The 12,458-nt window shown below is 45.4% G+C and carries 10 protein-coding genes; 4 read left to right on the top strand and 6 right to left on the bottom strand.

Annotated features, from left to right (window positions below; translation table 11 throughout):
- Positions 1-333: 333 nt before the first annotated feature.
- Both ACOB82_RS17625 and relB read right to left on the bottom strand, forming a co-directional pair.
- Positions 334-609, bottom strand: coding sequence for a type II toxin-antitoxin system RelE family toxin (locus tag ACOB82_RS17625; RefSeq protein ID WP_448214316.1), 276 nt, complete (start codon positions 607-609; stop codon positions 334-336).
- 1 nt (position 610) lies between these two features.
- Positions 611-823 carry a type II toxin-antitoxin system RelB family antitoxin gene (gene relB / locus ACOB82_RS17620; RefSeq protein ID WP_448214315.1) on the bottom strand — a complete coding sequence of 71 codons (213 nt, stop codon included), beginning with the start codon at positions 821-823 and terminating at the stop codon, positions 611-613.
- Between the two features lie 618 nt (positions 824-1,441).
- On the opposite strand from relB, the gene ACOB82_RS17615 reads away from it, so the two are divergent.
- From ACOB82_RS17615 to mobF, 3 genes are read left to right on the top strand one after another with little or no spacing between them, the layout of a single operon-like run.
- Complete coding sequence (locus ACOB82_RS17615; RefSeq protein WP_448214314.1) at positions 1,442-1,741, top strand: hypothetical protein; 300 nt, start codon at positions 1,442-1,444, stop codon at positions 1,739-1,741.
- On the top strand, positions 1,741-3,381 hold the full coding sequence (locus tag ACOB82_RS17610; RefSeq protein WP_448214313.1) for a type IV secretion system DNA-binding domain-containing protein: 1,641 nt from the start codon (positions 1,741-1,743) through the stop codon (positions 3,379-3,381). Before ACOB82_RS17615 ends, ACOB82_RS17610 begins: the two co-directional genes overlap by 1 nt.
- Positions 3,378-5,954, top strand: coding sequence for a MobF family relaxase (mobF, locus tag ACOB82_RS17605; RefSeq protein WP_448214312.1), 2,577 nt, complete (start codon positions 3,378-3,380; stop codon positions 5,952-5,954). The genes ACOB82_RS17610 and mobF overlap by 4 nt, the downstream gene beginning before the upstream one ends.
- Before the next feature lie 3 nt (positions 5,955-5,957).
- On the opposite strand, the gene xerC is transcribed toward mobF, so the two are convergent.
- On the bottom strand, positions 5,958-7,019 hold the full coding sequence (gene xerC / locus ACOB82_RS17600) for a site-specific tyrosine recombinase XerC (RefSeq protein ID WP_448214311.1): 1,062 nt from the start codon (positions 7,017-7,019) through the stop codon (positions 5,958-5,960).
- A gap of 14 nt (positions 7,020-7,033) precedes the next feature.
- The gene (locus ACOB82_RS17595; RefSeq protein ID WP_448214310.1) at positions 7,034-10,072 is read right to left on the bottom strand and encodes a CHC2 zinc finger domain-containing protein; all 3,039 of its coding nucleotides are present in this window, start codon (positions 10,070-10,072) and stop codon (positions 7,034-7,036) included.
- A gap of 121 nt (positions 10,073-10,193) precedes the next feature.
- Between ACOB82_RS17595 and ACOB82_RS17590 the strand changes: the two genes are divergently transcribed.
- On the top strand, positions 10,194-10,619 hold the full coding sequence (locus ACOB82_RS17590) for a helix-turn-helix domain-containing protein (RefSeq protein WP_448214309.1): 426 nt from the start codon (positions 10,194-10,196) through the stop codon (positions 10,617-10,619).
- 305 nt (positions 10,620-10,924) lie between these two features.
- Here ACOB82_RS17590 and ACOB82_RS17585 read toward each other — a convergent pair whose 3' ends face one another.
- Complete coding sequence (locus ACOB82_RS17585; RefSeq protein ID WP_448214308.1) at positions 10,925-11,389, bottom strand: hypothetical protein; 465 nt, start codon at positions 11,387-11,389, stop codon at positions 10,925-10,927.
- Positions 11,389-12,458 (bottom strand): hypothetical protein (locus ACOB82_RS17580; RefSeq protein WP_448214307.1); only part of this gene is annotated, 1,070 nt, incomplete at its 5' end. The genes ACOB82_RS17585 and ACOB82_RS17580, both read right to left, overlap by 1 nt.

Genomic DNA, 12,458 nt, shown 5'->3' with positions numbered 1-12,458 from the left:
TGCATTGCCAAGCGCAATGACCCCGACGTGCGGTCGTACACGTAGGTGCGGATTGCCCTTATAAGACGGGCGTTGTGGCATGGTCATCATTTGCATATTATTGATTTTACACTGTAAAAGCCCTAGATGCACTTTTGAGCTTCGCGGGTACAGTTTTTTTGTAGTAGACACTTAAACGCGAGCAACAAGTTACTCACGTTGAAGCGCCGATATTATTTTTCTGGCTCTGGTTGGTCTAGTGCGGCGAACTAGGCCAAGGTGGCATCATCCATTAACCCGGCTTCATTTAAGTCCTTAGCCGTTTCATGGAGCACACTGATTAACGTATCTTCATTAACTTCCATATACATTTTTCCTATGGCTTGCCCGTAATACCAGCACCACCAAGTTACCGTCTTCGATATTGCAGATCAGCCGATAATCTTTAATGCGATAACGCCATAGACCTGCTTTGTCACCAACTAAGGCTTTACCGAACCGCCGAGGAGATTCTTCTGTCGCTATGCGCGACTTGAGGTAGTGGATTATGTCTTTTTGCGCTTGCTTATCGAGCTTTTTTAATTCTTTTAGGGCACGCTCATCCCATTCAACTTGCCACTGTTGCCCCATCTTAGTCGTCTAAGCCCAGCTCTTTTTTCACGTCCTCTAACGACACCCGCTTCGCTGGCTTTTCTAGCCTGTTTATTGCGATATAGGTATCTTCCATCTCGTCCAGATATTTAACAATGGCTTCTTTGGCATAAAACGATTTGGTGCGGCCAGTTGTTTCAGCCAGTTCACCTAAACGTGTTTCTATATCATTTGAGAGTCTAAGGGATAACATTTTCCACCTCTGTATTACATGTCATACATGTATAGCATAACCGATTTTATCGGTTACCGATAGTCACCCCGTCTATTTATTAACCAGAACCGTACTTGACAGTAAATTAGTTTTAGGTAGACAGCGATTTTTTTTAATTTTTTTCATCAAGCATCTTTTGCTCAGTATTTAATAATTTTTCAATGACTTAATGACTTGACACTTTTTTATTATTTAATAGGGTTCATCTCAACCTAACCTGTTGATACATATAGGTATATTTACAACTTCACTTTACCTTCGATATAATAGTAAACATGGATTACAGCTAAGCATGTTGTTTAAGTTTAGTGACCTGTTCATGAGTATTTTTGTCTTATTGTTAGACCTCATTTTAAGCATTTCACCTTTTCCAACATCTCTTTCTTTCGTGACTTTGTCACTTAGTAAGAGGAATACAGACGCCACGCCTCATTGAGGCAACAACCGCGCTCATAAATTCCCGCTAAGTCACATCACTTAAGACTTTGAAGCTGTATATTCCTTGTAGATCTTCGTCACTTAAATAGCCTTACAGGCCAGTAATAATGCGGGATCTACCTTGTACACATTAATAATAATTAGAATAAGGTATATATCATGGCAACTTATAATAACGCTAAAGCCACTACTGAAGCCGTCACCACACGGCTTTCTACTGCTGCTCGTGCAGCTCTGCTGCAAGAAGCTGAGAAGCAAGGCAGCAACCCTTCTCGTACACTTGCTAATGCATGGGACTACTACCGAGAGCAACAGTCTATCGAGTCTCGCTTAGCCAAGCTTGAAGCAACTTTGACTCGACGTATGTTTGAGATTGTCAGCGCAGTCGCTGGCCTCGATGCTGAGCAACGTGCTCAGGCCATGCAGGAAGCCAAGCAGAATTTAAAGGGGGTGAACTAATGAACACCTCGCAACGCTATCAGTTATGGCCTCAGATGTGGCTTCTTTTCAGTATTGGATTTATCAGCTTAATGGCAGTGTTACTGCCTAGCTCGTGGGTTCAGGACGTCCGTTATCTTTATCAACTTGGCTTTGACTGGCCATTAGCCTTGGGGGTGGGACTCCCAGCCTTGGCTTCATTACTTATTTCAGGTGCTTTCACTTACTGGCTGCTTTATGTGCCGGGCGGCCGTGAGCCGGTAACGCACTTATCTGGCTCAGTTCGTCTAACAGGTCGCAAGGCCAAGCGTCACGCTAAGCGTGCTTGCAACAAGGCCACTAAGAGAGACGCTATGGGTAAGGGATTATTTCTTCACCCTCATGTGCAACTGCCTGTACGTCAGGAACTGGCGAACGTGCTCGTTTATGGCCAACAAGGCGCTGGTAAGAGTGTCATTCTCAAGCCCATTGCCCAGCAGATCCGAAACCGTGGTGACAGGCTATTTATTTATGATCGTAAGAACGAGTACACACCGCTATTTTTTGATGAGCGGAGCATACTTATCAGCCCCACTGATGCGCGTGGTATCCCGTGGAATTTGGCCGAGGATGTCACTAACGAGCAAGAAGCAACCTTGGTCGCTCATGCGTTAATTACTGAGACACAAGATCCCCTGTGGAGTAATGGCTCACGCTTGATTTTAACGGGCTTAATGATGATTTTGATTAAGCAGAAACGTCCTTGTACATGGTACAGCCTTGCTGGATTACTCGATATGTCACACAAGGAACTACAAGGCATGTTAGCGGATAGCTACCCATTGGCCATGCAGTTTGTGCAGGAGAACAGCAAGACGACTCAGAGCTTCTTTGTCACGCTGATCTCACAACTCAAGTGGCTTAAGCTACTGCGTAAACACTGGCGTCCGGGTGCTGAGCATACTTTCTCTATCAAGCAGTGGTTGGCTGATGACAGCCTACCTCGCACTGTGATTGTGGCACACGATGAGCAGAACGAGAGCCTATCTGCGCCCCTGTGTAATGCCTTGTTCTCTCTGATGGTCAGCCATGTGTTGGCCATGCCAGATTCAGACTCAAGGCGCATTTGGTTTGCACTGGACGAGTTATCCAGCTTGCCTAAGTCTCCTGCCTTGGAGAAGTGGCTACGTTTGGCCAGAAGCAAGGGCGGCCGCACCATAGCTGGCCTGCAAGCACTGAGTCAGTTACGCTCAGTCTATGACCGAGACACGGCGGAGACGATTCTGGCGCTCTTTGGTAATGTCATTGCCCTTAAGATGGGGGCCTCCGGAGAAGCCGCTGAGCATGCCGCTAAGAGCTTCGGTGAACATCAAGTTGAACGCCGTATTACCACGATTACTGAGAACGGTTTACGCTCAACCAGCTGTCAGTATCTGTCTGAGCCATTAGTCAGACCTAATGAGTTAGTAAACTTATCTGTATCATGGCGCGGTGTTGAGGCGTTTGTCATGGTCTCAGGCTGGGAAGCCGTGTATCAGTTACGTTTTCCATTTCCTCAGCTTCCTGTCATTACTGAGCCTTTTATATCTGCTTCTGCCCTTGCTGCTGTTGAGTCCCCGGCTACGCCGAAGCAAGCTATGTGTGGTGATAAGCCGAATCGACTAAGGAGGCAAGCATCATGATGTCTATGTCTCTTATGACCCCTGAGTTGGTTGAGTACCACGATAACCATCAGGAAGAGATCTACCTTCAGGATAACTATAAAGCACTCACTGAGTGGATGGGGCAACTGCCCCCTTATCTTAACCTATCTGGGGAAGTACTCAGCGCGGATTTTCGTAAACTGATGCAAGGCTACAGCCCGGACGGTCAGCCGCTTTGTCAGAAGCCGGGTAAGCAACACCGACCCGGCATCGACCTCACCTTAAGCCCCCCTAAGTCGGTTTCAGTAGCTGAAGCCAGAGCCGACGGCCAACTCAAGGCGTCAATACGTGACGCGCATACAACGGCCGTCAAGGCGGCCATTGCTCATCTAGAGCAACATGCCGCTTATACTCGCCGTGGTCATGACAGCCTTATCCATGAGCCAGTTGTCGGCTTTGTTGTCGCCTCATTTCAGCATAACACAAGCCGTGCCTTAGATATGCAGTTGCATAATCACAACATCATAGCCAATGTAGCCATGCGCCATGATGGCTCTTGGGGAACCATTGAGAACCGCTATTTGTTTTTGTGGCAACGTAGCGCGTCTGCTTTTTACCGGGCAGAGCTGGCTTACCAGTTGATGCAACTAGGCTTTGTATTGGAGCCAGACGGTGATGCGTTTCATATCACTGGCATTCCCAAGCGTGTATGTAAGCATTTTTCTAAACGCGCTAAAGACATTCAAGCCGAACTCGATAAGGCTGGCATTGCCTCCAGCGCGTCAGCCGCTGGGGATATTATCAAGCTCGATACCCGTGCTAAGAAGCAGCATATTGATCATGGTGAGCTTACCCAGCGCTGGCATCAGGAGATGGACGAACTAGGCTTTACCCTAGATGATTTAGAGCAACTTATTGAGCATCCGCCACAGCAGACCAGCATCGAGCCGAGCGCGTGGGTATTTGATGAGCAGCTCATACTCGATAACCTCTGTGAACGCTTTGCCGTATTTCGTAAGCAGGATATCTACCGCGTAGCCTCAGAGCTTGCACAGTTTTCGGGTGAGAGTACTGAGTACGTTAACAACTTAGTGAACTCACTGCTTAATCATCAACGCATGGTCTGCTTAGGGCAAGACGCTAAGTACAATACGCTCTACACGACTCAAGCTCAGCTTAATGCTGAGCGTCATTTGGTTGAAGCCGCTAAATCACTGCGTCAACGTGAGGATTTTGCGCTGGATAAGACGACGGTTGAGGCTGTCATTAAACAGGCTGAGGATAACGGCTTTAAGCTTTCTGAGGAGCAGTTAGAGGCCGTTTTAAACTTATGCTCACCTCATGCCTTTGCCACTTTACAAGGCTCGGCAGGTGCAGGTAAAACGGCTTCGATGCAGATCGTCTATCAAGCTTATAAAGCCCAAGGCTATCGCGTCATTGGTGCGGCTGTATCCAAGCAAGCAGCCGACACCTTAGCCACTGAGACTAAGATGGAGACTTTCACTTTGGCTAAGTTACTCAAGCAGATTGATGAGCGTAACAAGCCACTGGATAACAACACGGTATTAGTCATTGATGAAGCTGGATTGCTTAACTCTCACGACTTGGCCAAGCTGTTACAAGCCGCTGCCTTTGCTCGCTGCAAGGTGATTTTAAGTGGCGAAGACAAGCAGCTTGATGCGATTTCACATGGTGGTGCATTGCGTTACCTGAGCCAACCAGAGGTGTTAGGCACATCACGGATTGAGACCATACGCAGACAACGTGAGGATTGGGCGAGAACGGCGGTGATGCAGCTAAGGGATGGCCAAGCATTAACTGCCTTACAGACTCACGATAACAAGGGGCTAGTACACTTCGCGTGCGACAGCAACGCGGCCACAGTGCAACTGGTTGACCGTTGGCAACAATACCGCATTGATAACCCTGATAAGCAAGCGGTTGTGCTTGCCCAGAGCTGGCAGCAAGTACGTGAGCTATCAGAGCAACTTAGAGCCATTTACCAACAAGAAGGCTTAGTGGGTAATGAGAACCATGCTTTTGATTGCATGGTATCCGATAAGGCCATGCGCTTTGAGTTTTCTGTTGGTGAGCGTATCAGGCTCACTAAGAACGATTATCGTCAAGGGCTGTTTAATGGCACATCAGGCAAGATAACCGAGATTGAGCAGCTTGAGTGTGGTGATACGCGCTTTACTATCGAGACTTCAGATAAGCGTAAGCGCTCTTTTCTAGCAAGCGAGTATTGCGACCCTCAAGGCCTATTATACATGGCACAAGCCTATGCCATGACCGTCTATTCATCACAGGGATTAACCGTCGATGGTGACGTATTCGTGTTGCATAACACTGGGATGGATAGAGCCACAAGCTATGTAGCTGGCAGCCGACATAAGGACTGCTGTCACTGGTTCTTTAACCAGACCAGCATTGAGCAAGCCTCTAATAACGGCGAGTCATTAACCCGGCCTGAAGCCCTGAAGGCCGTGGCAGAGCTGATGAGTCAGGACAGGTATAAGTGCTTGGCCATTGAGTATCTCAAGGAGCAAGCAACTGAGGTACAAGCTGAAGCAGAGGCTTCACTTGAAGACGAGTTAGGGCTGGATTGGTAAGTATTAGGCTGAGTGTAGACTTTGTTGCTCTTGTTCGTCTTCCATAGCCAACATACCCATCAACTCAGCCATATCATCGTCCTCAGAGGCTCTTTTAAGCTTGGCTGGATGGCAACGGCTGTGGACTTCCTTCAGTGCCTTGATAGACACTTGGGTATAGATCTCAGTGGTGCTGAGTTCGGCATGACCAAGCATGGTTTGGATGAACCTAACATCTGCCCCATTTTCTAACATGAGCGTTGCCATTGTATGCCTAAACAAGTGGCAACTGCCCTGCTTATTAACCCCGGATTTTTCAACGTATTGAGCAACAGTGCGGCTTAGCCAACATTCGTTAAACTTCTCGCCAAGACGAGTTAAGAACAACGTACCATCATCACTTGCCAGTGCTAGCTCTGGCCGAACTTCATTAACATAACGACCAACCCAGTAAGCAGCACGTTCACCTAGGGGCAACATGCGGTCTTTCTTACCCTTACCTTGGCGAACAAGCAATGTGCCACGCTCTGCATCGATGTCGAACACGCTTAGGTTAACCACTTCCATTCTGCGAATGCCTGTTGAGTAAAGTACTTCCATTACCGCTCTATCTCTAATACCCAATGGCACCGTGCTATTGACCTGCGTCATCACTTGTTCAACTTCCGTTTCACTTAGGATGGCTTTAGGTAGACGTTGACGGAGCCGTGGCAGCTCAAGCTCGCTGGCTGGGTTGTACAGCAGGTGGTTATTTTTAGTCAGCCATTTGAACCAACCTTTTAACGGGCTAAGCTTGGCACGTTGTGAGTAGATAGACAGCGGCTTACCATCCGCCTTGCGATACAGGTATAAGTAACGCTGGTAGCGCTCCAGTATCGGTTTGGTGATTTCTGTTGGTTGACGTAAGGCTCTACCATCACACCACTCGATAAAGTCACGTATGTAACGCTCATTGTTCCACAGGGTTTGCTCTGTATAGTGTTTAATACGCAATCCATCTAGGTAATGATTCATAAATGCTAGTAGGCCGTTTGGATCAGTTGGATCACCAACTTCTTTTATAAAACGCTTGGTTGCTTTAGGCATCGTGTATTCTCCTATTAACTAGAAGCGACTAAGGAATGAGGTTGCACTTGGTGTGGGTATGACGTGACACTTTCATGATTATGTCCGTTCATGCCTTTATTGTATTTCCCCTCCCCGTTGGGGAGAAGTGAGGCCATGTCTTGTTGGCTCTGGCTTTGGTGGATTTGACCAACTACCGACTCACTACCGACTTGGGTGTGACCAGCCCCCGACTGCTGAGCATTTACCCCCGACTTGTTATCGTCATAGCTATTATCTAAGTCCAATAAGCCTTGCAGGAAGCGATCTCCAGACTCTCCCTCACCGCTATACAGCAGTTCATAGATAAACGATTGGCCACGGCTACCTCTGTGGATCAGTAGGTATTCCATCTCTTCAAGGCGTTTTAAGTGGACTTTGAGTTGGGTGTTGCCCCAACCGCTATAATTCCTAACGTCTTTGCGAGTAAAACGGTAGTCACTTTGTTTTACCTTCCCCGCCTTACAGGCGTCAGTGACCATTGTGTGAGTAAGCTGGAGTAACTTACGAGTTTGCGGTGGCAACTCATCAAGCGTGCGACCCAGCACTTCATGCGCAAGCTGGTTGGCCACCTTAATATCGTCTTGGGTGACTTCGATATATTCCAGTGATTGGCCGTTATGCTCGACTCGTTTAACCTCGCGCTGATATTGATGCAGCAACGCGATAGCTCTGATGAGCGTCAGATATTTCATGTGGTCGCGGCGGGTTCTGGTTTTATCCGATAAGAACGTCAGTTGTTCAGCATAAGGATTAGCAACTAAGAGCGGACGTAACAACCGCTGGGCGTTTTGGTGTAACGTGATTAAGTCTTTTTTACTGTGTTCAGCTAACAAGCCTTCTAGCGTTTGGCGTTTACGTTGCATCTGATGGATGGCTTCAGTTTGCTCACGGGTTTCATTTACTGACAGTACCAAGCAGCGGTTCATTAGCTCTTCGTCGATGTCGATCGCGGTCGTTGTCATCATTAACATCACCGGACCTTCGACCTTGTATTGCTGGGTTTCTAAGTTACCTGTAACCGGGTTTTTCCCCGTTGAGGCAATGCTGACTTCACCTTCTGATTGCAGTAGTTTTAAGGCATAAGAGGCTTGATCTGCCCCTTCCTCTTCACTGATGGCCAGTATTTTATTTTTCAGGTTAGTTTCACCCATATAGAACAGTGACTGTCCAGTCATAGCGCTGAACTGGATACGTTCTTCAGTGGGGATCATGTTTAGCACTGCATCCATCAACGAGCTTTTACCCGCAGCACTGCTTGATTGGATCATCACGGCCAGTGGTTTATCCAGTTTGCGGCTAACAGCAGCTAAGTAACCAACGAGCTTATTGCTTTCTTCACCAATCACACCACAGGCTTCGAAGTCGGTAAGAACGCGACTAAGGAGGGATGAATCGTTTAACAAGCCAAGTGCGGCTCTGCGCTCAGCTTCATTTAAACTGACTTGATTGCTAGGTTGTTCGTATTTTTCTTGCAGCTTTTTATCTTGCAGTGATTCAAGCTGAAGCAGTAAACGGCCTAGGTCTTTTTTGATATCGTCTTCTGGTACGCATAGCTCCATCGAAGCTTGCTTGATATACAAGTGCCTTGCACGGGCTGAGTAGATGTCCAGATTATCAACATGGAATCGTTCATCTAGGCTCACCAGTAAATTCACTTTTAATTGTTCGTAACTTTGATTTTTATCTAAGCCCCGGATGCGATAGCGACGATTTTCAAGCGTAACGATTAACTCATTATCTGACTGACTCATGTTTTCATTAGGTAAGGCTTGCTCTGGTATAGCAGCAGCTTCAGTAGGTATTGAAGCAGCTAAGGGAATGGCACTTTCTGATGTTTCATCAGGGGATAATATTTCCCCCGTTTCAGTGTCAACAACCTCATTTTGTTCAGTGGTGCTAATGACAGGAGCTTTACCATTGCCAAGCCATTCAGCCTTGCGTATCGCAAGGCCAAGGCTCTTTTGAGCAGGCTTCACTTGTCTTGAATACTCATTAGCATCCATGTTTTTCGGGAACAAGATACGGAACACGTCGAAGCCCTCGCGCATAAGCTTTTCAGCTAACGCTTCAGCCGCTTTATTACCGGCATCATCCCGATCATAAGCGATTAATACTCGCTTAATTTGGTGTTGTTTAAAGGCTTTTAGGTGATCATCAGTAAAGCCATTTGTGCCATAACTTGCTGTGACATTTCTATAACCATGTACCCAGAAGGTCATGGCATCAATCAAGCTTTCGCATAATATGACTTCGTCAGAGGCGGCTAAGGAAGAAGCATTCCAAACACCACCATGAGCACCGGGTAAGTAGGTATGTTTTGGTGTACCTTTACGCAGGTTATCTAATAACTTTCGACCGTAGACTTCATGAACATGGCCATTTTCGTCAACGACGGGGATCACTAATGATCCATTAAAGTGCTCATGCCCACTTTTACGTAAGATACCGATTTGTTGCAGCTTGCCACGTATTTCAGCTCCTGCTTGGCGGTTCTTTTGGGGTAAGCGGTAACCTAAAGTTCTATTGGCAAACCCAAGCTGGAAGGTATCAATTAACTCAGGGTGATCAAGGCCACGTTGTTTTAAGTAATCAAGTGCTTCCGGACTTTGCTTTAACGTCTCATGGTAATAACCAACAACCTGTTTAAGTGTGGCTTGTAAATCAGCATCAGCAGCTAAGGGGGTAGCCAGTTTTTGGGTGGTCGCTTTTTTCACGGGCTTATGGCCAGAGCTTGGGGCGGCTAAGAAGGAAGTGTCCTTTTGCAGTATTTCAACTGCGTGTCTGAACGATACACCTTGAGTTTTCATCACCCAGTCGATAACTGAACCGCTTTCACCACAACCGAAGCAATTGAACAGGTTTTTAGATGGAGTGATCACACAGCTTTCGGTTTTATCCTCATGGAATGGGCAGCTAAGGGCTTTATCTTTTACGCCGTGGGGTTTGAGCTTATAGCCCTGAGATTCAACCAAGCGCACTAAATCCACTTGTTGCTTGATTTGTGCAATCAGTTCATCTGATAACCGTGCCATGCTAATTTTCTCCAAACCCTGTCAATACCCAATAAAAGTTTTTTTTCACTTTTATTCTATTAAATTTACCTGTACATTATATATCGGATATACCGATATTTTACAACAGGTATTAACAACTATGTTCAACGGTGTTTTAAAAACAGGGGGTAGAATACAGGCATGTAATGCAACTATTGAGGTTTCGCTAGTGCCTGACAAGGATATTTCACCAACAGAATTAGCTATCGCTAAACGCTTTGCACAACTGCGCAAGGCTAAAGGTCTAACTCAGAAGGAGTTAGCACAGAAGCTTAATGTCTCTCAGTCTGTGGTTTCAGATTATGAGCATGGCGCGTTGCGTTTGCATGGTGAACTGATCATCCAGCTAGCTAAGCTACTCAACGTAGGTACTGATGAGTTGTTAGGATTATCGGCTGAGCCGATACCTTCACCCTCATTAAGTCGACGTTTATTGAAGCGTATGCAAGCGATTGAGCAGCTACCTAAGCGAGATCAAGATGCATTACTTAGAACGATTGATGCGTTTGTTACCCGCACCAATTAGTATTGCCTGTTACCCTATAAACTTTGAGATAAGTGTTAGTAAGGCTGCATCACCTGTCATCGTGTAAACGACGATACAGAAGATAAATGCAATTAGCTTGTCACTGATGCTAAAGCTAAAGCCTTTATTCTTAATAAAGTTAAATTTCATAGGTTCAGATACTAAAAAACCCGCAAGAAGCGGGTTTTGTTTGGCCTTATTTTAGGCATAAAAAAACCACCAAGATTGGTGGTTTTTCGTTTTGGGCGCAACAAGACACCCTAGTGATTTATAGTATAAAAAGTGCCACCTTAAAGCAAGTTATTTCATATAGTATCAAATTGAGGTGTCGCAAACAGATCCCACATATATACAGGAATCGATGCCATTAACACATGATCAACTTCTTTAAAGTATTCTACACTCAATTTTACATTCCAAGGTAACCACGCCCCCTCGTGTATAAGCTTTCCAATTAACTCTTGATTTAATTTAATATCAAAGATTAGCGTCTTTGAATGGGACTCATCAAGAGCCATGAATAATCCAATATTTCCATAATTTTCGGTATTTATTTCAATATTATACATGTCTTTGGAAACAGAGCTTCCTTCTTCTATGAAGAAAGCCCTCTTGCTATTGACCTTTGCAACGAAGTTATCGCCAAAATATACATTACACGATTCTCCTTTGTATTGAACTTTAATCAATTGTTCAAGCCAGTTTGAACAGGTAATTTGAGGCTTTCTTTTTGAAATGCCTGAGGTTCGAATTGTAATTTTACAGTTCATCACTTCCCGCCAGAATTATATGAATGATTGAACCAGTCATATACACTTTCAACTTTGCCACTAGGCCCCCTAACTTCAAAAGAGTATTTAGTTGCAAACATATCTTCAATCCCTAAAGTAGCCCCAAAATTAACAGACGGTCGAACCGATTGATTATTTAAGTTCGCTCGCACCCCTCCTGCCACACTAAATTGAACAGGAGTTTTTAATTTTCCATATAGCTTCGTTGGTGTGGTGTATTTCAACAAATCTTTTTCCAACAACTGTTCAACCTGAAATCCATCTTCCCAGTTATATGAAAACCTAGTAACCGTAGGAGTTTTATTCAAAGAAGGAAACTTATTAGTCAGCACATCTGGATAGCTCCACTTATATTGCCCTCCAATAAAATCTGTTCCAACGACAGCTTTTAATTCTCCCCCTAGTAACTGACCTGCTACACCGAATCGAAGGTCAGTATCAGCATCGTTTAGCAAGTCATGCGCAACTTCAACACCATATACCCAGCTTCCTTTATAATTGGCTATTTCTCGATCTCGCCACTGAAGTGTTTCCTTAAGTCCAGCATTCAACTCGGTAAAGTCTACGCCCATTGGAGTACGGTTCCTAACGCCTTCAGCATGCATGGCCATGCCTCGACTTAAACCAGCGCTAAACGATGCATCTGTTCTCAGCTTCACTTTTTCAGGTGAGTAATATTCAGTACGTTGAGTTAACGCATCAGCTTTAGCTTGGTAACTAGCAGTTAGGTTATTCGCTCTAGTAACACGATAATCACTTAACTGACCCGCTACATTTAGCTCATAATCAGAACTGTATGCAGAATAAGAACTCACAAAATTATTGAAGTTATCAACGGTCTGATTTAAATCAACCGCCATAGTTTCTTGAGCTTTACCTAGTGTTTTCGCTAGATTTGCATCAAGTACACCATTAACTTTCTTGCTTGCATCTTGGCCAAGTTGACGACTCATCGCATCAAGCTTCGCTTGACGCTCAAGGTCTTCTTTTGATGGTTGTGGAGACTTACTTAAACCACTAACGATAGAGTTACCTACTGCATTGCCAA

The organism is Colwellia sp. MEBiC06753 (genome assembly GCF_053470325.1).
The sequence above is the reverse complement of the archived record's forward strand: the minus strand, read 5'-3'. Positions and strand labels throughout refer to the sequence as shown.

Excerpts from the sequence above, each read along its gene's own strand:
- ACOB82_RS17625 (WP_448214316.1), bottom strand. The coding sequence starts at position 609 with ATGGGGCAACAGTGGCAAGTTGAATGGGATGAGCGTGCCCTAAAAGAA.
- relB (WP_448214315.1), bottom strand. The coding sequence starts at position 823 with ATGTTATCCCTTAGACTCTCAAATGATATAGAAACACGTTTAGGTGAA.
- ACOB82_RS17615 (WP_448214314.1), top strand. The coding sequence starts at position 1,442 with ATGGCAACTTATAATAACGCTAAAGCCACTACTGAAGCCGTCACCACA.
- ACOB82_RS17610 (WP_448214313.1), top strand. The coding sequence starts at position 1,741 with ATGAACACCTCGCAACGCTATCAGTTATGGCCTCAGATGTGGCTTCTT.
- mobF (WP_448214312.1), top strand. The coding sequence starts at position 3,378 with ATGATGTCTATGTCTCTTATGACCCCTGAGTTGGTTGAGTACCACGAT.
- xerC (WP_448214311.1), bottom strand. The coding sequence starts at position 7,019 with ATGCCTAAAGCAACCAAGCGTTTTATAAAAGAAGTTGGTGATCCAACT.
- ACOB82_RS17595 (WP_448214310.1), bottom strand. The coding sequence starts at position 10,072 with ATGGCACGGTTATCAGATGAACTGATTGCACAAATCAAGCAACAAGTG.
- ACOB82_RS17590 (WP_448214309.1), top strand. The coding sequence starts at position 10,194 with ATGTTCAACGGTGTTTTAAAAACAGGGGGTAGAATACAGGCATGTAAT.
- ACOB82_RS17585 (WP_448214308.1), bottom strand. The coding sequence starts at position 11,389 with ATGAACTGTAAAATTACAATTCGAACCTCAGGCATTTCAAAAAGAAAG.